This is a genomic window from Actibacterium pelagium, assembly GCF_002285415.1.
Taxonomy (GTDB): Bacteria; Pseudomonadota; Alphaproteobacteria; order Rhodobacterales; family Rhodobacteraceae; genus Actibacterium_B; species Actibacterium_B pelagium.
In genome coordinates, this window is record NZ_NSBU01000006.1 from 247,381 (window position 1) to 266,544 (window position 19,164).

Sequence of the window (19,164 nt, forward strand, 5' to 3'; positions counted from 1 at the left end):
CAGCGAATTGCGTTCTGGTGCTTCAGAAAAGAAGGTCATCTAGGGATCCTTGATTTCTGAGATGTTGGGCAATGTTGTGAGTGTTGGTCTCTGCACCTACCACCGAGACATTGGGGAGCTCCGCGATGCGCGCAGCCTGACGTTTGTCTTTATAGTGGGAATTGCCGTGGAAGACTTTGATGGCGGGCCCATCTCCGGTCTTGCTCATGCAATTCAGCAAGTCGTTTTCTGGGTCACTGGCTTTAAAACCTGCTTCAAAGGGGCGCATCTTTGCGAAGCGCGAGAAAGTATGACGGTCCACCAGTGTTTGCGGAGCAAAGGCAAGCACGCGGTCAGCTGACAGACGTGTTCCAAAGAAGAGCGCGGCATAGCCCCCAGAGCTAGAACCGATAAAGGTCCAAGGGCGAGGCAACTTTGACAGCAGCTCTTCAAGAAAGGCACTTGTTTCTTGGCGGTTAGAGGTGACTCCGTTCAAACCCTGCTGAAACCAGACGCGAGAGAAATCTTTAACAAAGACAAGTTCGAAACCCCGCCCGTGTAGGGTGCGTCCAAACTCTGCTGGCGGAAGTGCATTCTCCAGGCGCAAGCTGGAAAAAGAAACGAAAGTCCCTTTGGCATTAGGCTCTCGCAGTGTTTCGATCGGGCTGAAATCCGCGTTTTTCGATCCATATTCTGCGACCGGCCCGTGAACACCGACGAGCCGGGCAGAAAAATCGAGCAGGGTCGACTGGCGCGCGCGTTCAAGGTTGCGCGGTGCTTGGCTGACAAGGCCGGTTTCCATACTGGAGTTTGGCTGGCTCATCGGAATACGGGAACGTTGAATTTATGCACCTTAGGCCCGGATCTTGGAAAGCTTTTCGTACCGATTTGGACGGTCGACGCAGTCCGGAAGAATGTATCGCCGGGCCAAAATGACCCGGCGACAAGTGCTTACAGATCCATCAGCAGGCGGCGCGGATCTTCCAGTGCTTCCTTGACGCGCACCAGGAAGGTCACGGCGCCTTTGCCGTCGACGATGCGGTGGTCATAGGACAGCGCCAGATACATCATCGGGCGGATCTTGATCTCGCCGTTGATGACCATCGGACGATCCTGGATCTTGTGCATGCCGAGGATACCCGACTGCGGGGGGTTCAGGATCGGCGAGGACATCAGCGAGCCGTAGACACCACCGTTCGAGATGGTGAAGGTGCCGCCCTGCATCTCTGCCATGGACAGTTTGCCGTCACGCGCGCGCTTGCCTTTCTCGGCGATGGCGCCTTCGATTTCGGCAAAGGACATCTTGTCGGCGTCACGGATGACCGGAACAACCAGACCCTGCGGGGTGCCCGCGGCGATGCCCATGTGCACGAAGTTCTTGTAGACGATGTCGGTGCCGTCGATCTCGGCGTTGACCTCGGGAACTTCTTTCAGCGCGTGGCAGCAGGCCTTGGTGAAGAAGGACATGAAGCCCAGACGGACGCCGTGTTTCTTCTCGAACTGGTCTTTGTACTGTTTGCGCAGGTTCATGCACTCGGTCATGTCCACCTCGTTATAGGTGGTCAGGATCGCGGCGGTGTTCTGGGCGTCTTTCAGGCGCTTGGCGATGGTCTGGCGCAGGCGGGTCATCTTCACGCGTTCTTCGCGTGCAGCGTCGTCTGCGGAAACCGGGGCGCGCGGTGCAGCAGCCGGGGCCGGAGCCGCGGCTGCGGGTGCGATAGCTGCTTTCAAAACGTCTTCCTTCATGATGCGACCGTCACGGCCCGACCCCTGAACATTGGCCGGGTCGATGCCTTTTTCCGCCATCAGCTTGTTGGCCGACGGAGCGTTTTCGACGTCTTTGCCACCAGCCGCTGCCGGGGCCGCTGCGGGGGCAGGGGCCGCTGCCGGAGCGGCCGCAACAACTGCGCCGCCGGACGAGATCACGCCCAGTTTTGCGCTTGCGTCGACAGTTGCGCCTTCGGGGGCGGTGATTTCAGCCAGAACGCCAGCGGCGGGGGCCGGAACCTCGACCGAGACCTTGTCGGTTTCCAGTTCACACAGCATCTCGTCCTGAGCGACGGTGTCGCCAACGGCTTTGAACCAAGTCGAAACAGTGGCTTCAGAGACCGATTCACCAAGGGTCGGAACCATCACGTCGACGGCTTCACCAGCGTCGCTTGCCGGGGCAGCAGCGGCTGCCGGGGCAGGGGCCGCAGCCGGGGCAGCAGCGCCCGCGCCTTCGGAAATGGTGGCCAGCAGGGCGTCAACACCAACGGTTTCGCCTTCGGCGGCAACGATCTCGCCCAGAGTACCAGCCGCAGGGGCAGGCACTTCGACGGTGACCTTGTCGGTTTCCAGCTCGCAGAGCATTTCGTCAACGGCGACGGCATCGCCGGGTTTTTTGAACCAAGTGGCGACGGTGGCTTCGGTGACACTTTCGCCCAAGGTGGGTACGCGTACTTCAGTAGACATGGTTATTTACCCTTCGATGGTCAGCGCTTCGTTCACGAGCGCCTCTTGCTGTGCTTTGTGTTGGCTGGCGAGGCCCGTTGCGGGCGAAGCCGAGGCAGTACGGCCTGCGTACTGCGGACGGGTGTGCTTGGCACCGATGCGGGTCAGTACCCACTCGATATTCGGCTCGACGAAGGTCCAGGCGCCCTGGTTCTTCGGCTCTTCCTGACACCAGACGATTTCGGCCTGCTTGAAGCGTTCCAGTTCCTTGACCAGCGACAGGGCCGGGAACGGGTAGAACTGTTCAAGACGCAGCAGGTAGACATCGTCGATGCCGCGGGCGTCACGCTCTTCCAGCAGGTCAAAGTAGACCTTGCCCGACGAGATGACGACGCGTTTGATCTTGTCGTCCGACTTCAGCTTGGTGTCCGAATTGCCGCGTTCCGCATCGTCCCACAGGACGCGGTGGAACGAGGAACCGGTGGTGAAGTCTTCGGCTTTCGAGATGCACATCTTGTGGCGCAGAAGCGACTTCGGCGTCATCATGACCAGCGGTTTCCGGAAGGACCGGTGCAGCTGACGGCGCAGGATGTGGAAGTAGTTCGCCGGGGTCGAGCAGTTCGCCACGATCCAGTTGTCGCCACCACACATCTGCAGGAAGCGTTCCAGACGGGCCGAAGAGTGCTCTGGGCCCTGACCTTCAAAGCCGTGGGGCAGTAGCATGACCAGACCGGACATCCGCAGCCATTTCGATTCACCCGAAGAGATGAATTGGTCGAACATGATCTGCGCGCCGTTGGCGAAGTCGCCGAACTGGGCTTCCCACAGGGTCAGCGCGTTCGGTTCTGCCAGCGAGTAGCCGTATTCGAACCCAAGCACGGCGTATTCTGACAGCATCGAGTCGATGACTTCATAATTCGCCTGACCGGGGCGGATGTGGTTGAGCGGGTAGTAGCGCTCTTCCGTTTCCTGGTTCACAAAGCCCGAGTGACGCTGCGAGAAGGTACCGCGGGTACTGTCCTGACCCGCCAGACGGACCGGGTAGCCCTCGGTCAACAGCGAGCCAAAGGCCAGTGCTTCGCCGGTGGCCCAGTCAAAGCCTTCGCCGGTATCGAACATCTGCTGTTTCGCCTTCAGGAAGCGACCAACAGTTTTGTGCAGCGGATAGCCTTCGGGGGCTTTGCACAGCGATGCGCCGATCTCTTCCAGAGTTTCCGGTTTGATCGCGGTTTCGCCGCGCTGATAGTCCTCGCCCTCGCGGTTGAGGTGTTTCCAGCGGCCATCCAGCCAGTCGGCCTTGTTGGGCTTGTATTCCTTGCCGGCCTCGAACTCGTCGTTCAGGTGGGCTTGGAACGCGGCCTTCATGTCTTCGATCTCGCCTTCCGGGATCAGGCCATCTTTGACCAGACGCTCGGTGTACAGCTGAAGGGTCGTTTTGTGGCCCTTGATCTTCTTGTACATGATCGGGTTGGTGAACATCGGCTCGTCGCCTTCGTTGTGACCGAAGCGGCGATAGCAGAAGATGTCCAGAACCACATCCTTGTGGAACTTCTGACGGAACTCGGTCGCGACGCGGGCAGCGTGTACAACCGCTTCCGGGTCGTCGCCGTTTACGTGGAAGATCGGAGCCTCGACCATCAGCGCGATATCCGTCGGGTAGGGCGAAGACCGCGAGAAGTGCGGCGCGGTGGTGAAACCGATCTGGTTGTTCACAACGATATGCATGGTGCCGCCGGTCTTGTGACCTTTCAGGCCGGACAGGCCGAAGCCTTCTGCAACTACACCCTGACCGGCAAAGGCCGCGTCACCGTGCAGCAGAACGCCCATCACCTGTGTGCGGTCCTCATCGCCCAACTGGTCCTGCTTGGCGCGGACCTTACCCAGGACAACCGGGTTCACCGCTTCAAGGTGCGAAGGGTTTGCGGTCAGCGACAGGTGGACGTTGTTGCCGTCAAAGGCGCGGTCCGAAGACGCACCTAGGTGGTATTTCACGTCGCCCGAGCCATCAACGTCTTCGGGCTTGAACGAACCGCCCTGGAATTCGTTGAAGATCGCGCGATAGGGCTTTTCCATCACGTTGGCCAGAACCGACAGGCGGCCACGGTGGGGCATGCCGATCACGATGTCGCGCAGGCCCAACTGGCCGCCGCGCTTGATGATCTGCTCCATCGCCGGAACCAGCGCTTCACCGCCGTCCAGACCGAAACGCTTGGTGCCCATGTACTTGACGTGCAGGAACTTCTCAAAGCCCTCGGCCTCGACCAGCTTGTTCAGGATCGCCTTACGGCCTTCACGGGTGAATTTGATTTCCTTGTCGAAGCCCTCGATGCGTTCTTTCAGCCAGCCGGCCTGCTCGGGGTCGGAAATGTGCATGTATTGCAGCGCGAAGGTGCCGCAATAGGTGCGCTTCACGATCTCGACGATCTGGCGCAGGGTCGCCATCTCGAGGCCCAGAACCTTGTCGATGAAGATCGGGCGGTCCATGTCGGCATCGGTGAAGCCATAGGATTTCGGATCCAGCTCTGGGTGCGGAGTGTGGTCACGCATGCCAAGCGGATCAAGGTCAGCGACCAGGTGGCCACGAATACGGTAGGCGCGGATCAGCATCAGCGCGCGGATCGAGTCCAGAACCGCACGTTTGACGTCTTCGTCGGAAACCTTAACGCCTTTTTCTTCGGCCTTGGCTTTGATCTTGTCGCCAGCGGCTTTGATTTCGGGTTCACCCCATTCGCCGGTCAGCGAGGCGGTCAATTCGTCCTGCGGCTGCGGCGGCCAGTCGGCGCGCTGCCACGAGGGGCCGGCGGCCTCTGCCTTTACGTCCAGTTCTGCATCACCAAGCTGGCGGAAGAACTCTTGCCATGCCGCGTCAACCGCATTGGGGTCGCTGGCATAGCGAGCGTACATCTGTTCCAGATATTCCGCGTTGTGCCCCTGCATGAAGCTGGAGGCGTGGAAGATATCGTTGGGGCTTTGGTCGGTCATGGAGGACTCCCGATCCCAGAAGGGTTGCTATAATTATGGCCCGCGACCTGCGGGAAGGTTGGAAGGGGCGTTGCCGCCCCCTCCGAATGGTTTTAGCCGATGGCTTTCAGCACGGCTTCGCCCAGACCGGCGGGGCTGTCTGCGACAACGATACCAGCCGATTTCATGGCTTCGATCTTGTCTTCAGCGCCACCTTTGCCGCCGGCGACGATTGCGCCCGCGTGGCCCATGCGGCGGCCCGGAGGTGCGGTACGGCCGGCGATGAAGCCAGCGGTCGGCTTCCAGCGGCCTTTTTTCTTCTGCTCGGCCAGGAATTCAGCGGCTTCTTCTTCCGCCGAACCACCGATCTCACCGATCATGATGATCGACTGGGTCTCATCATCGTCCAGGAACATGTCCAGTACGTCGATGTGCTCGGTGCCTTTGATGGGGTCGCCACCGATGCCAACCGCGGTCGACTGGCCCAGACCGATGTCTGCGGTTTGCTTAACCGCTTCATAAGTCAGGGTACCCGAGCGCGATACAACGCCAACCGAACCACGCTTGTGGATGTGGCCGGGCATGATGCCGATTTTGCAGGCGTCAGGGGTGATGATGCCGGGGCAGTTCGGGCCGATCAGGCGCGAGTTACTGTCGATCAGCGCGCGCTTTACCTTCATCATGTCCAGTACCGGGATACCTTCGGTGATGCAGATGATCAGTTCCATTTCCGCGTCGATCGCTTCCAGGATCGAGTCGGCCGCGAAGGGCGGCGGAACATAGATCACCGATGCATTCGCTTCGGTCACGTGCTTCGCCTCGTGGACCGAGTTGTAGACCGGCAGGCCAAGGTGCTCAGAGCCGCCTTTGCCCGGGGTCACGCCACCAACCATTTTGGTGCCGTACGCGATTGCCTGTTCAGAGTGGAAGGTGCCCTGCGAGCCGGTGAAGCCTTGGCAGATTACCTTGGTGTTTTCATCTACGAGAATTGCCATGGGTCTTAGCCTTTCACCGCTTTTACGATTTTCTCGGCACCATCCGACAGGTTGTCGGCGGCGATGACGTTCAGGCCAGAGGTGTTGATGATCTCTTTGCCTTTTTCGACGTTGGTACCTTCCAGACGGACGACCAGCGGAACTTCGAGGCCAACTTCTTTGACAGCCGCAACAACGCCTTCAGCGATGACGTCACAGCGCATGATGCCGCCGAAGATGTTGACCAGAATGCCTTTGACTTTCGGGTCCGAAGTAATGATCTTGAACGCCTCGGCCACTTTCTCTTTGGTGGCGCCGCCACCAACGTCGAGGAAGTTCGCAGGCTCGGCACCATACAGTTTGATGATGTCCATGGTGGCCATCGCCAGACCCGCACCGTTGACCATGCAGCCGATCTCGCCGTCTAGCGCGATGTAGTTCAGGTCGAACTTCGATGCGGCCAGTTCTTTCGGATCTTCTTCGGTCTCGTCGCGCAGGGCCGCAACGTCAGCGTGGCGGTAAACCGCGTTGCCGTCGAAGCCAACTTTGGCGTCCAGAAGCTTCAGGTTGCCGTCTTCCATGACGATCAGCGGGTTGATCTCCAGCATCTCCATGTCCTTCTCGACGAAGGCACGGTAGAGGTTGTTCAGCAGAGCAACACATTGCTTGACCTGTGCACCCTCAAGGCCCAGAGCGAACGCAACGCGGCGGCCGTGGTACGGCATGTAGCCGGTGGCGGGGTCGATGGTGAAGGTCAGGATTTTTTCGGGGGTCGAGGCTGCGACTTCTTCGATGTCCATGCCGCCTTCGGTCGAGGCAACGATCGAAATGCGCGAAGACTGACGGTCGACCAGGAAGGCCAGGTACAGTTCGCGGGAAATGTCGGATCCGTCTTCGATGTAGATGCGGTTCACCTGCTTGCCCGGCGCGCCGGTCTGGTGCGTCACAAGGGTGCGGCCCAGCATCTTTTTGGCTTCTTCAGCAGCTTCTTCAACCGAGAAGGCAAGGCGGACACCGCCCTTTTCGCCAGCGTCAGCTTCTTTGAAAGAGCCCTTGCCGCGGCCACCCGCGTGGATCTGTGCTTTGACAACCCAAAGCGGGCCATCAAGCTCGCCTGCTGCGGTTTTAGCGTCTTCCGCTTTCAGTACGACGCGGCCGTCCGAAACCGGGGCGCCGTATTCACGAAGGAGAGCCTTCGCCTGATACTCATGAATGTTCATGAATCTGTCCCATCTCTGGTTAAAGTACCCCGCGTTCTTTGCACGTCTAAGGGGGGGCACATACAAAATTTCACAAAAATATTAGATTTTAGCGCTAAACATACGATTTGTGATCACACCCCCAAAATGTGTGATCACATTTTGATAAGCTGTGATCGCGACTCAAGGCGGACTTGCAGTATTCCCTTGTTATATTGGGCTTTCCTTAATCCTGCAGAACCGGTCTGGCAATGGCCGGACAGGTCAGCCAAACAAGAATTACGCGAAGATCAGTGCACGAACTATAGTCGGGCTGTGTTTGGAAAGCAGCTTAGAGCGTGGTAACTACCGTGAAAGAAACTGTCAGCTTGCTGGCGGCCTTCGCATCGCAGATGCCAGTGCAATATGCCCAACTGACAACCTGACTGACAGGCCAAAAAGAAACGGCCCCGCCAATGGCAGGGCCGTCTAATCATTTTGCCGGATGGCTTATGCCAGCGACGGGTCGATGCCTTTGCATGCGTCAACCAGGCCCTGAACGGCGGCGACTGATTTGTCGAACATTTCCTGCTCTTCTTTGGACAGGGTGATGTTGACGACTTTTTCGATGCCGTTTGCGCCGATCACGGTCGGAACGCCAACGTACATGCCTTTCAAGCCGAACTCGCCGTCGCAATATGCGGCGCAAGGTAGAACGCGCTTCTGGTCTTTCAGGTACGCGGTTGCCATCTCGATGGCCGAGGTTGCAGGCGCGTAGTAGGCCGAACCGGTTTTCAGCAGGCCAACGATCTCGGCGCCACCGTCACGGGTGCGCTGAACGATCGCGTCCAGTTTCTCTTGAGTGGTCCAGCCCATGTCGACCAGATCCGGCAGCGGGATGCCGCCAACGGTCGAATAACGAACCGACGGAACCATGGTGTCGCCGTGGCCGCCCAGAACGAAGGCAGTAACGTCGCGCATGGACACGTCGAACTCTTCTGCCAGGAAGTGGCGGAAGCGAGCAGAGTCCAGAACGCCGGCCATGCCGACAACTTTGTTCGCGGGCAGGCCCGAGAACTGCTGCAGGGCCCAAACCATCGCGTCCAGCGGGTTGGTGATGCAGATCACGAAGGCATCAGGGGCGTTGTCGCGGATGCCTTCGCCAACCGACTTCATGACCTTCAGGTTGATGCCCAGCAGGTCATCACGGCTCATGCCCGGCTTGCGCGGAACGCCTGCGGTCACGATGACAACGTCTGCGCCAGCGATGTCGGCGTAGTCGGTGGTGCCGGACATTGCGGCGTCAAAACCTTCCGACGGGCCGGATTCTGCGATGTCGAGAGCTTTACCCTGCGGGATGCCGTCTGCGATGTCGAAGAGGACAACGTCGCCCAATTCTTTCATTGCTGCGAGGTGGGCAAGGGTGCCGCCAATCTGTCCGGCGCCGATGAGCGCGATCTTGGGTCTGGCCATTGTATAGGTCCCTGATCTGGTTGAAATTGCGCGAATGCCTAACGATTTACACGGCTTCGCGCAAGTCCGCTGCTGTGCGGCAATTCTGTCGCGACATCTGGGCAGGCGGAATTCAGTGCGCTAAACCTTGCTTGGTTGCCAAGAAATCCGGATTACCGCGTGATTGAGCTTAGCCTGATCTTGTTTCTAGTTTCTGTCCCGGCGGTGATTTTCGCAGGGATATCGAAGGGTGGATTCGGCTCTGCAGCGGCCTTTGTTGCGACGCCGATTCTTGCCTTGGTGATAGAGCCTGCGGCGGCTTTGGTCTTGTTGCTGCCCTTGCTGATGCTGATGGATGTCGCCTCGTTGCGGGCCTATTGGCAACAATGGGATACACATGCCGCAAAGGTTCTGATCATTGGCGCGATGCCGGGTGTTGCCTTGGGGTATCTGTTGTTCAGCCTGACCCACCCGGATGTGTTGCGGTTTTTGATTGGCCTCATTTCCGTGCTCTTTGTTCTTTATCGGTTGGCGATGAGCTTGAACTGGCTGCGCCCGCCAGCTCGGCTGCCGGGAACCGGACTGGGGTTGCTGGCCGGTGCCGTTTCGGGGTTCACCAGTTTCATCAGCCATGCCGGAGGGCCCGCCGCCGCGATCTATCTGCTGGGGCGGCGATTGGATAAGACGGCGTTTCAGGCCACGACCGTCATCGTGTTCTTCGTCGTCAATATTGCCAAGCTTGCCCCCTTGGTGTGGTCGGGCTCTTTTGACAGATCCATCCTGCTGGCAGACCTTATCCTTGCCCCGGTGGCCTTGATCGGCGTTTGGTTGGGCGTCTTTGCACACCACCGAATATCAGAGCGGAATTTCTTTGCTTTGACCTATGTTCTGCTGCTGGTGACGGGAAGCAAATTGATCTGGGATGCGCTGACCTGATAGTTTCCGCTGCAATGCGGCAAATCAGGGCTTGCGTATTTGTGCGTTTTTGGCATCTTCTGCGCAACAAAGTTACCAGAGGAAGAATCATGGATCAGCCGCGCCCTTATCGTTCCGTCCTGTATATCCCCGGCTCGAAAGAGCGTGCCTTGGAAAAGGCAAAGACCTTGCCGGTCGATGCAATCATCTTTGACCTCGAAGATGCGGTCGCCATCGACGAGAAGGAAAACGCGCGCAACCTGCTGGCCGAGACGCTGAAGACAGCGGACTACGGGGCGCGGGCGCGGATCGTTCGGATCAACGGTCTGGACAGCCAGTGGGGCAAAGACGATGTCGCGGCTTTTGTTGGCGCGGATATCGAGGCGATCCTGATCCCGAAAGTGAACTCTGCCGCTGATGTGCAGGCTGTGGCCGACCTGATCCCGGATGTGCCGCTGTGGGCGATGATGGAAACACCGCTTGGCATGCTGAACGCCGGCGAGATTGCCGCGCATCCGCGCATGGCCGGTTTCGTCATGGGCACCAATGACCTTGCCAAGGAACTGAAATGCCGCTTCCGCGCGGATCGTCTGCCGATGATTACCAGCCTTCAGCTGTGCCTTCTGGCCGCCCGCGCCGAGGGCATCGTGGCCGTCGACGGCGTCTATAACGCGTTCAAAGACAATGAAGGCCTGAAGGTCGAATGCGAGCAGGGCCGTGACATGGGCTTTGACGGCAAGACCCTTATCCATCCGGCGCAGGTCGAGGTTTGCAATGACGCCTTTGCCCCGACTGAGGAAGAGATCGATCTGGCCAAACGTCAAATCGAAGCGTTCGAAGAAGCCGAGAAATCGGGGCAGGGCGTTGCAGTTGTCGATGGCAAGATCGTCGAAAATCTGCATATCGTTACGGCAAAGGAAATCCTTGCCAAAGCAAGCGCGATTGCAGCTTTGGCGAGCTAAGCCAAAGGACACTTGCCATGACCCTTCTTATCCTCGGACTGCTTTTGTGGACCCTCGCCCACCTGTTCAAGCGGATCGCGCCCTCACTGCGAGAGCCGATGGGGGATAAGGGTAAGGGGCTGGTGGCGCTGGTCCTGTTGGGCTCGATCGTGCTGATGGTGTTTGGCTACAAAGCGTCGGAATACTCGCCGCTTTGGGCAGCACCGGTTTGGGGCAATCATCTGGTCAGCCTGCTGATGCTGATCGCCCTGTACTTTACCAGCCCGGGGCCGAAGAAGGGCGCGCTGTTTCACAAGATGCGCCACCCGATGCTTACAGGGTTCATCATCTGGGCCGCTGCGCACCTTTTCGTGAATGGCGATGTGGCTTCGCTGATCCTGTTCGGTGGCCTGGGTGTCTGGGCTATCACGGAAATCATCGTCATCAACCGGGCAGAGCCTGACTGGACCCCGAACCCCAAAGGCACGATCGCAAAGGACGGAATGTTCCTTGTCGCGTCCGCCGTTTTGGTGGGAGTCATCGGATACATCCACGGAATGATCGGGCCGTCGCCTTTTGGCTGACGGGCCCCACAGAAATACTGAATTAGGAGAGCAGAGATGGCCAAGACCAATCCGGGCCGGTTTTTTGAAGATTACGCTGTCGGTCAGGTAATTGACCACGCGGTGCCGCGCACCGTGTCCGGCGGCGAGCGCGCGATGTATCACGCGCTGTATCCGGCGCGCCATGCTTTGTACTCTTCGGATGAATTCGCACGGGCCTCGGGCCTGCCGGCGTCTCCGGTGGATGACCTGATCACCTTTCACACAGTCTTCGGTAAAACCGTTCCGGACGTGTCGCTGAATGCCGTGGCGAACCTTGGTTATGCCGAGGGCAAGTTCCTGAAGCCGGTCTATCCCGGTGACACGCTGCGCTCTACCTCGGAAGTGATCGGGCTGAAGCAGAACTCGAACGGGAAGTCGGGCGTGGTTTACGTGCGTACCCGTGGCCTGAACCAGCGCGACGAAGTCGTTCTGGATTATGTCCGATGGGTAATGGTGCGAAAGAACAATCTGGACGCCCCGGCGCCTGAGACGGTGATCCCGGAACTGTCGAAGGTTCTGTCGGTCGACGATCTGGTGATCCCCGAAGGCCTGGACTTCACCAACTATGATTTCACTCTGGCAGGCGAACCACATCGTTTTGGCGACTATGAGGTGGGCGAGCTGATCGACCACGTCGACGGCGTCACCATCGAGGAAGCCGAGCACATGATGGCGACCCGTCTATGGCAGAACACGGCGAAGGTACATTTCGACGCGACCTTCCGCCCAGATGGCCAGCGCTTGATCTACGGTGGTCACGTTATCTCCATGGCGCGGGCATTGTCGTTCAACGGTCTGGCGAATGCGCAGATGATCGTTGGCCTGAACGGCGGCGCGCATGCGAACCCCTGCTTCAGCGGCCTGACCGTGCGCGCGTGGTCCGAGGTTCTGGACAAGGCCGAGACATCCGCACCCGGCGTCGGCGCAGTACGTCTGCGTCTGGTGGCCACCAAACATGGTGCCGAAGTGGGGCAGTTGAAGGGTGAAGACGGCAAGTACCTACCCGAAGTCCTGCTGGATCTGGATTATTGGGCGCTGATGCCGATGTAATCGGCTTTGGCCTAATTTCATTGGCCAGAATCGTTACAAATCATGAACCTATGGTGGTTTGTAAGAATTCAGCTGACGACTCGATAGTTGGCATACAGGCTTTGTGATCACGCTTTGGTTTTGTGTGATCACATTTCCTGAAGTTGTGGAGCATCTGGTCGCAGTTAACGCTATCTGAGGGCGATTTAGTCGAAATCCGATTCCAACTGCGTGACTCTCTGAAAAAATTTGATATCACAAACCGAAAGCAACGCGCTAAGCGCTAGCGAGAGGGACATCTTATGGCTGATGTGAACAGGGGGAACCGTCCGCTTTCCCCGCATCTTCAAATTTACCGCCCACAGTTGAACTCGGCGACGTCGATTTTCACTCGTATCACCGGGAACGCCCTTCTTTTGGGGGCCATCCTTGTGGTCTGGTGGCTGCTCGCCGCGTCCTATGGCGGCGAATACTTTGAAACCGCGGATTGGGTTCTGACCTCTTTCGTCGGTGATCTGATCATGCTGGGTTCGGCATGGGCGCTTTGGTACCACCTGCTGGCGGGCCTGCGTCACCTGATCTGGGATGCCGGTTACGGTCTGGACGTCAAATCGTCCGACAAGATGAGCTGGATCATCATTGGCGGGTCGCTGTTCCTGACCCTTTTCACCATCGCGATCGTATAAGGGGACAGACATGGCTTTTCTGACTGACCGCAAACGCGCTTCGGGCATGGGCTCTGCCAAATCTGGCGCCGAGCATCACTGGAACATGATCGTCAGCTCTGCTGCGCTACTGATCCTTGTTCCGCTGTTCGTTTTCACATTCGGCCCGATGCTGGGCCAGCCGCATGAAGTGGTTGCCGAGTATTTCTCGCGTCCCTTCCCGGCGATTCTGACCGGCCTGACCATCACCGCGGGCTTCATCCACTTCAAGAACGGCGCGCAGGTCGCGATCGAGGATTATACGCACGGGCTGACCCGCAATATCCTGATCATTGCCGTAACCTGCATCAGCTATGCCGCCATCGCCACGGGCCTGTTCGCCCTGGCGCGTATGGCGCTGTAAGGAGACACCAACAATGGCTGAATACGAATACGAGACGCATGAATATGACGTCGTGGTCGTTGGTGCTGGCGGCGCCGGTCTGCGGGCGACGCTTGGCATGGCGGAACAAGGCCTGCGCACGGCTTGTGTGACCAAGGTTTTCCCGACCCGCTCGCACACGGTTGCGGCGCAGGGCGGGATCGCCGCATCCCTGTCGAACATGGGCCCCGATAACTGGCAGTGGCACATGTATGACACCGTCAAGGGGTCCGACTGGCTGGGTGACACCGACGCCATGGAATACCTGGCCCGCGAAGCGCCCAAGGCGGTCTACGAGCTGGAACACTACGGTGTGCCGTTCTCGCGCACCGAAGAAGGCAAGATCTATCAGCGTCCTTTCGGCGGCCATACCACCGAATTCGGTGAAGGCCCCGCGGTTCAGCGGACCTGTGCGGCAGCAGACCGGACCGGTCACGCGATCTTGCACACGCTGTATGGCCAGTCGCTGAAAAACAACGCAGAGTTCTTCATCGAATACTTCGCCATCGACCTGATCATGTCCGAAGAAGGCGAATGTCAGGGTGTCGTCTGCTGGAAGCTGGACGATGGCACCATGCATGTCTTCAACGCGAAGATGGTGGTTCTGGCGACCGGCGGTTACGGCCGCGCGTATTTCTCGGCCACTTCGGCCCACACCTGCACCGGCGACGGTGGCGGCATGGTGGCCCGCGCGGGTCTGGCCCTGCAAGACATGGAGTTCGTGCAGTTCCACCCGACCGGTATCTACGGCTCTGGCTGTCTGATCACCGAAGGCGCCCGTGGTGAAGGTGGTTACCTTGTGAACTCGGAAGGCGAGCGCTTCATGGAGCGTTACGCACCGCAGTACAAAGACCTTGCGCCGCGCGACTATGTCTCTCGCTCGATGACCATGGAAATCCGTGAAGGCCGTGGTGTGGGTGAGGAGGGCGATCACATCTTCCTGCATCTGGATCACCTGCCTGCCGAAGCACTGGCCGAACGCCTGCCGGGTATTTCCGAGTCCGCGAAAATCTTCGCCGGTGTTGACGTGACTAAAGAGCCGATCCCGGTTCTGCCGACCGTTCACTACAACATGGGCGGCGTTCCGACCAACTATTGGGGTGAAGTGCTGAACCCGACCGCCGAAGACCCGACCGCGATTGTGCCGGGCCTGATGGCTGTTGGTGAAGCAGGCTGCGCCTCGGTCCACGGTGCGAACCGTCTGGGTTCGAACTCTCTGATCGACCTTGTGGTCTTCGGCCGCGCCGCCGCGATCCGCGCCGGTAAGGTTGTCGATCCGTCGACCCCGAACCAGACGCTGAACCAAGCTTCGGTCGATGCGGCCTTCGATCGCTTCGACGGTCTGCGCAATGCCAACGGTTCCGTTGCAACCGCCGATCTTCGCCTTGAGATGCAGAAGACCATGCAGTCGGATGCCGCGGTTTTCCGTGCCTCTGACTCGCTGGCCGCTGGCGTCGAGAAGATGACCGCGATTGCAGCCAAAATGGACGACCTGAAGGTTACCGACCGCTCGCTGGTCTGGAACTCTGACCTGATGGAGACGCTGGAACTGACCAACCTGATGCCGAACGCGCTGGCCACCATCCACGGTGCCGAGGCGCGTAAGGAATCCCGCGGCGCCCACGCGCACGAGGACTTCAGCGAGCGTGACGACAAGAACTGGCGCGTCCACACCGTCAGCCGCGTCGAAGGCAACAAGGTTGACCTAAGCTATCGCCCGGTCATCGTTGATCCTCTGACCAACGAAGACGAAGGCGGCATCAGCCTGAAGAAAATCGCGCCGAAAGCGCGGACGTTCTAAGGAGATACGGAAATGGTTCAATTCACACTCCCCAAGAACTCGAAAATCACCACGGGTAAGACTTGGCCGAAGCCCGAGGGCGCGACCAATGTTCGTAAGTTCCAGATTTACCGCTGGAACCCGGACGACGGGAAAAACCCGCAGGTCGATACCTATTTCCTGGACATGGACAAGTGCGGCCCGATGGTTCTGGACGCGCTGATCAAGATCAAGAACGAGATCGACCCGACCCTGACCTTCCGTCGGTCCTGCCGTGAAGGCATCTGTGGCTCTTGTGCGATGAACATCGACGGGATCAACACGCTGGCCTGTATCTATGGTCTGGACGAGATCAAGGGTGATGTCAAAATCTACCCGCTGCCGCACATGCCGGTGGTCAAGGACCTTATCCCGGACCTGACCCATTTCTATGCGCAGCACGCCTCGATCATGCCTTGGCTGGAAACCAAGACCAACCGTCCGGCGAAAGAATGGCGTCAGTCGATCGAAGACCGCAAAAAGCTTGATGGTCTGTATGAATGCGTCATGTGCGCCAGCTGCTCGACCTCTTGCCCGAGCTACTGGTGGAATGGCGACCGCTATCTTGGCCCGGCAGCGCTGCTGCACGCCTATCGCTGGATCATCGACAGCCGCGATGAAGCCACAGGTGAACGTCTGGATGCGCTGGAAGATCCCTTCAAGCTGTATCGCTGCCACACCATCATGAACTGCTCGAAAACCTGCCCGAAAGGCCTGAACCCGGCCAAGGCAATCGCCGAGATCAAGAAGATGATGGTAGAGCGTCTCGTCTAAGCTTGCCGCTTCACTAAAAGACCTTCAGAATGCGCCCATCGAGCAGATGAGGCGCATTTTGTTTAAGAGCCCGACGGAAGACCGTCGTCCGACATCGGATGTGCGGAATTGGACTGGCCTTATTGGGTTGGTCGGCTTTGTCATTGCACTCTTTCTTTTGCGAATGGGCGAGGTGACGGGGACGGTTGGGCCATTGATCATGCTGGCCAGCGCGGCCATCCCGATGGTCCTGTGGGATGTGCTTGTCGAAAAGGTGCACCGCGCGCCAACCGCCGGATTTGACTTTGGCGCCCCGACCCCCTGGGACGAAGCGCTCTCTCTTGCCGGGGTGAAACTGGTTGGGCTTCTTGCGACATTTGCCTTGATCGGGGCTGCCTACTTTGTGTTGCGGACCTATAGCGACGCGAAGTTCGACTATTACTACGTGGTTCTGGGGTCTGTTGGGCAAGGGCTGTTGCTGATGTCGCCCTTCTATATTCTGCTGACGACGCGGTTCATGTCGCAGCCGCGCGACAGCCTTTGGCAATTCGGCAATCTTGTTCTGGGGCGTTGGGGTCAGGTCGAGTGGCCCGAGATCAGCAACTATCTGCTATCTTGGGCGGTGAAGGGCTTTTTCCTGTCCTTCATGTTCAGTGTCATTCTGCCGATGTATCAGAACGTCATCTTGTTCGATTTCTCGGAGCTGGCCAATGACCCCAAGGTGCTGGTGTTCTTTGCAATCCCGTTGCTCTTTCTGGTCGATGTCTGCTTTGGGACGGTTGGGTATATCTTCTCGCTGCGGATTTTGGACAGCCATATTCGGACCGCCAACCCATACCTTGCCGGGTGGGTTGCCGCGCTGATTTGCTACCCGCCCTTTGCGTTGATGGCGAGCGGGCAGATTCTGGATTATCGCGCGAATACGGTTGAGTGGTGGCAGTGGTTCCAAGGCTATCCGTTACTGCTAGCGTTTTGGGGGCTCTGCCTTGTAATCCTTACCGTGATCTATGCATGGGCCACTGTGATCTTTGGGCTTCGGTTTTCGAACCTCACGAACCGGGGTATCATCACGGCGGGTCCCTATAGCCTGTTTAAACACCCGGCTTACCTGTCCAAATGTGTCTTCTGGTGGATGCTGTATGTGCCCTTCTTGTCCCTAAATGGACCGGCAGAGGCCATTCGCAGTTGTGTTCTTTTGACTGCTGTGTGTGCGATCTACTATTGGCGCGCCAAGACTGAAGAGCGTCATCTTATGGAAGAGCCCAAGTACCAAGCCTATTCCGAATGGATTGCGCAGCATGGGCTGCTTCAAAGAATTCGTCAGGCGGCCCTGAAACTATAAGGCCCGAACACATGTCCGGGCCTTTTGGGTATGTGAGATGTTAGTGCCTTACTGCGCGGCGAGATAGGCCAGCAGGTCCTGAATATCACCCTGTTCATACAGACCCTCAAACGCCATAGACGTGCCGGGAATATAGGCGGCCGGGTTGGTCAGGTAGTTGGCCAGTTCGTCCTCTGTCCAGGGGAAGCCAGCGCCGGCAAGGGCATCTGAGTATTGATAACCTTCCTGCGTACCTGCCGGACGCCCCAAAACATTGTGAAGCGACGGCCCCGTACCGTGACGGCCTTCTTTGACCGAATGGCAGGCAAAACACTTCATGTAGACCTTGATCCCACGTTGGGCGTTACCCTGAGCGGCAAGCGTAGAGCTTGACCGAACCTCTTGCGCATTGGCGCTGGCAACCTGAACCTGTGTTGCAGCCGCGACAGCGCCCTGGCCATCGAAAACAAACCGCAGCGTAACCGGGACAGCACCAGAGATCTGGGGCAAACCCGCCAGATCGGCCAGCTTGGCCAGACTATCGGTAATTCCCATATCTTCAGCGTTCAGGAAGATCATGTTTCGCGTGTTCACCATGACCCGCAGGTCCGACAACCGAGCTACCACAACATCAAGCTGAAGGTTATGCTCTTTGCCAAGGAATTCTAAAGTTCCGAAAATAGAGAAAATCTCTGTCCCGCCGACAGGGAGTTGCCCCAGACGATCCATATCGATCTGAGTGCGAATTGCAGCGCTGGTATAGCTGCCAAAGACGTACTCGATCATCCGAGAGTTGCGCAGATCAACATTGGTATTCACCGATGTCAGGTCGATGTTCACCTCGACGTTGCCATCTTCTGAAACAGAACCGGACACACTATCAAAGCGGTGCACTTCGCCGGCAAAATCTCTTTTGATAGAGCCAAAAGAGACCTCGGAAACTGACGAATCCAGTTCCCAGTTTTGCGCCTGTACGCTGCCACATAGTGCAAAGAAACCTATCGCGGCCAAAGCCATGGGTTTCAGCATCTTATTCCCTCCATCCTTAATTGTTGCGCTTTCCCATCCGCAACAAGTTAACAATACCGCGCTTTCGGGCATGTTTGTGACGGGACTAAGAAAATACCTGTAAAATTTTTACCAATTACAGCTCTAAGCTGTAAAAAACTTTCCGCGCAGGTAAACTAGCCCGTTGCCCGGGCCATGCGTGAAAGCGTTGACTTGCCCCAGTATGATCTGGTGGTCGCCACCGGGGTAACTTGCGTACCGCTGGCAGTCGAACCGAGCAAGGCAGTCGTCGATAACCGGCACCCCGTCTGCGTTCTTCGATAGGCTCAGATCATCAAACGCATCCTGACGAGAGGTGAAAGCTTCACAAACAGAGTTTTGGTCGTCGCGTAGCACGTGGACAGCAAAGTGTTCCGCATTCTCGAAGAACAGTCTGCGGCGCGCGTGGTTGGACAAGGCCCACATGATCAGAGGTGGATCCAGCGAGAGCGACGAAAAGCTGTTCGCAATAAACCCGACCGGGCCGTCTTCGGTCTGCGTTGTGACCAAGGTGATCCCGGTAGCAAAACACCCGAAGGCATCGCGCAGGGCGCGGGGGTCAGATGGGTCAAGAAGGGGTGCGTCGGTCATGCGAGTGTCGCGCTTCCATGGGCTGTGTACATGTTGCGTGTCGGGCAACATAGGGGTGGGGTGCCGGAAAGCAAAGTGGC

At 58.2% G+C, this 19,164-nt stretch carries 17 protein-coding genes; 9 read left to right on the forward strand and 8 right to left on the reverse strand.

What is annotated here, in order from left to right:
• Positions 1–22 precede the first annotated feature (22 nt).
• The 6 genes from CLM58_RS08045 to mdh all read right to left on the reverse strand — a co-directional run bounded on the left by CLM58_RS08045 (position 23) and on the right by mdh (position 8,998).
• Complete coding sequence (locus tag CLM58_RS08045; RefSeq protein ID WP_095595420.1) at positions 23–781, reverse strand: hypothetical protein; 759 nt, start codon at positions 779–781, stop codon at positions 23–25.
• A gap of 149 nt (positions 782–930) precedes the next feature.
• Positions 931–2,433: a 2-oxoglutarate dehydrogenase complex dihydrolipoyllysine-residue succinyltransferase gene (odhB, locus tag CLM58_RS08050; protein WP_095595421.1), complete on the reverse strand. Its 1,503-nt coding sequence runs from the start codon at positions 2,431–2,433 to the stop codon at positions 931–933.
• Between the two features lie 6 nt (positions 2,434–2,439).
• The gene (locus CLM58_RS08055) at positions 2,440–5,394 is read right to left on the reverse strand and encodes a 2-oxoglutarate dehydrogenase E1 component (protein ID WP_095595422.1); all 2,955 of its coding nucleotides are present in this window, start codon (positions 5,392–5,394) and stop codon (positions 2,440–2,442) included.
• A 92-nt stretch (positions 5,395–5,486) separates the two neighbouring features.
• The gene (sucD, locus tag CLM58_RS08060) at positions 5,487–6,368 is read right to left on the reverse strand and encodes a succinate--CoA ligase subunit alpha (protein WP_095595423.1); all 882 of its coding nucleotides are present in this window, start codon (positions 6,366–6,368) and stop codon (positions 5,487–5,489) included.
• Positions 6,369–6,373: 5 nt separating this feature from the next.
• Positions 6,374–7,567 (reverse strand): ADP-forming succinate--CoA ligase subunit beta, encoded by a 1,194-nt coding sequence (gene sucC, locus CLM58_RS08065; protein WP_095595424.1) that lies wholly within the window; start codon positions 7,565–7,567, stop codon positions 6,374–6,376.
• 468 nt (positions 7,568–8,035) lie between these two features.
• Positions 8,036–8,998, reverse strand: a complete 963-nt coding sequence (mdh, locus tag CLM58_RS08070; protein ID WP_095595425.1) for a malate dehydrogenase — start codon at positions 8,996–8,998, stop codon at positions 8,036–8,038.
• Between the two features lie 159 nt (positions 8,999–9,157).
• Between mdh and CLM58_RS08075 the strand changes: the two genes are divergently transcribed.
• The 9 genes from CLM58_RS08075 (at position 9,158) to CLM58_RS08115 (ending at position 17,467) form a co-directional block, all read left to right on the forward strand.
• Positions 9,158–9,913: a sulfite exporter TauE/SafE family protein gene (locus CLM58_RS08075; protein WP_095595426.1), complete on the forward strand. Its 756-nt coding sequence runs from the start codon at positions 9,158–9,160 to the stop codon at positions 9,911–9,913.
• A gap of 89 nt (positions 9,914–10,002) precedes the next feature.
• A complete protein-coding gene (locus CLM58_RS08080; RefSeq protein ID WP_095595427.1) occupies positions 10,003–10,854 on the forward strand; it encodes an HpcH/HpaI aldolase/citrate lyase family protein in 852 nt (283 codons plus the stop codon).
• Between the two features lie 17 nt (positions 10,855–10,871).
• Positions 10,872–11,417 (forward strand): NnrU family protein, encoded by a 546-nt coding sequence (locus tag CLM58_RS08085; RefSeq protein WP_095595428.1) that lies wholly within the window; start codon positions 10,872–10,874, stop codon positions 11,415–11,417.
• A 36-nt stretch (positions 11,418–11,453) separates the two neighbouring features.
• Complete coding sequence (locus CLM58_RS08090) at positions 11,454–12,488, forward strand: MaoC family dehydratase (RefSeq protein WP_095595429.1); 1,035 nt, start codon at positions 11,454–11,456, stop codon at positions 12,486–12,488.
• A gap of 281 nt (positions 12,489–12,769) precedes the next feature.
• A complete protein-coding gene (gene sdhC / locus CLM58_RS08095; protein ID WP_095595430.1) occupies positions 12,770–13,153 on the forward strand; it encodes a succinate dehydrogenase, cytochrome b556 subunit in 384 nt (127 codons plus the stop codon).
• Positions 13,154–13,163: 10 nt separating this feature from the next.
• Complete coding sequence (sdhD, locus tag CLM58_RS08100) at positions 13,164–13,535, forward strand: succinate dehydrogenase, hydrophobic membrane anchor protein (RefSeq protein ID WP_095595431.1); 372 nt, start codon at positions 13,164–13,166, stop codon at positions 13,533–13,535.
• A 13-nt stretch (positions 13,536–13,548) separates the two neighbouring features.
• On the forward strand, positions 13,549–15,354 hold the full coding sequence (sdhA, locus tag CLM58_RS08105; RefSeq protein ID WP_095595432.1) for a succinate dehydrogenase flavoprotein subunit: 1,806 nt from the start codon (positions 13,549–13,551) through the stop codon (positions 15,352–15,354).
• Between the two features lie 12 nt (positions 15,355–15,366).
• Positions 15,367–16,146: a succinate dehydrogenase iron-sulfur subunit gene (locus CLM58_RS08110; RefSeq protein ID WP_095595433.1), complete on the forward strand. Its 780-nt coding sequence runs from the start codon at positions 15,367–15,369 to the stop codon at positions 16,144–16,146.
• Between the two features lie 58 nt (positions 16,147–16,204).
• Positions 16,205–17,467, forward strand: a complete 1,263-nt coding sequence (locus tag CLM58_RS08115) for an isoprenylcysteine carboxylmethyltransferase family protein (RefSeq protein WP_158221878.1) — start codon at positions 16,205–16,207, stop codon at positions 17,465–17,467.
• 48 nt (positions 17,468–17,515) lie between these two features.
• Here CLM58_RS08115 and CLM58_RS17125 read toward each other — a convergent pair whose 3' ends face one another.
• Positions 17,516–18,475, reverse strand: coding sequence for a YceI family protein (locus CLM58_RS17125; RefSeq protein ID WP_158221879.1), 960 nt, complete (start codon positions 18,473–18,475; stop codon positions 17,516–17,518).
• 123 nt (positions 18,476–18,598) lie between these two features.
• Positions 18,599–19,084, reverse strand: coding sequence for a flavin reductase family protein (locus CLM58_RS08125; protein WP_095595606.1), 486 nt, complete (start codon positions 19,082–19,084; stop codon positions 18,599–18,601).
• Between the last annotated feature and the right edge of the window lie 80 nt (positions 19,085–19,164).

Bases quoted from the DNA above. Each gene is read 5' to 3' on its own strand.
- CLM58_RS08045 (WP_095595420.1), bottom strand. From the start codon at position 781: ATGGAAACCGGCCTTGTCAGCCAAGCACCGCGCAACCTTGAACGCGCG.
- odhB (WP_095595421.1), bottom strand. From the start codon at position 2,433: ATGTCTACTGAAGTACGCGTACCCACCTTGGGCGAAAGTGTCACCGAA.
- CLM58_RS08055 (WP_095595422.1), bottom strand. From the start codon at position 5,394: ATGACCGACCAAAGCCCCAACGATATCTTCCACGCCTCCAGCTTCATG.
- sucD (WP_095595423.1), bottom strand. From the start codon at position 6,368: ATGGCAATTCTCGTAGATGAAAACACCAAGGTAATCTGCCAAGGCTTC.
- sucC (WP_095595424.1), bottom strand. From the start codon at position 7,567: ATGAACATTCATGAGTATCAGGCGAAGGCTCTCCTTCGTGAATACGGC.
- mdh (WP_095595425.1), bottom strand. From the start codon at position 8,998: ATGGCCAGACCCAAGATCGCGCTCATCGGCGCCGGACAGATTGGCGGC.
- CLM58_RS08080 (WP_095595427.1), top strand. From the start codon at position 10,003: ATGGATCAGCCGCGCCCTTATCGTTCCGTCCTGTATATCCCCGGCTCG.
- CLM58_RS08085 (WP_095595428.1), top strand. From the start codon at position 10,872: ATGACCCTTCTTATCCTCGGACTGCTTTTGTGGACCCTCGCCCACCTG.
- CLM58_RS08090 (WP_095595429.1), top strand. From the start codon at position 11,454: ATGGCCAAGACCAATCCGGGCCGGTTTTTTGAAGATTACGCTGTCGGT.
- sdhC (WP_095595430.1), top strand. From the start codon at position 12,770: ATGGCTGATGTGAACAGGGGGAACCGTCCGCTTTCCCCGCATCTTCAA.
- sdhD (WP_095595431.1), top strand. From the start codon at position 13,164: ATGGCTTTTCTGACTGACCGCAAACGCGCTTCGGGCATGGGCTCTGCC.
- sdhA (WP_095595432.1), top strand. From the start codon at position 13,549: ATGGCTGAATACGAATACGAGACGCATGAATATGACGTCGTGGTCGTT.
- CLM58_RS08110 (WP_095595433.1), top strand. From the start codon at position 15,367: ATGGTTCAATTCACACTCCCCAAGAACTCGAAAATCACCACGGGTAAG.
- CLM58_RS17125 (WP_158221879.1), bottom strand. From the start codon at position 18,475: ATGCTGAAACCCATGGCTTTGGCCGCGATAGGTTTCTTTGCACTATGT.
- CLM58_RS08125 (WP_095595606.1), bottom strand. From the start codon at position 19,084: ATGACCGACGCACCCCTTCTTGACCCATCTGACCCCCGCGCCCTGCGC.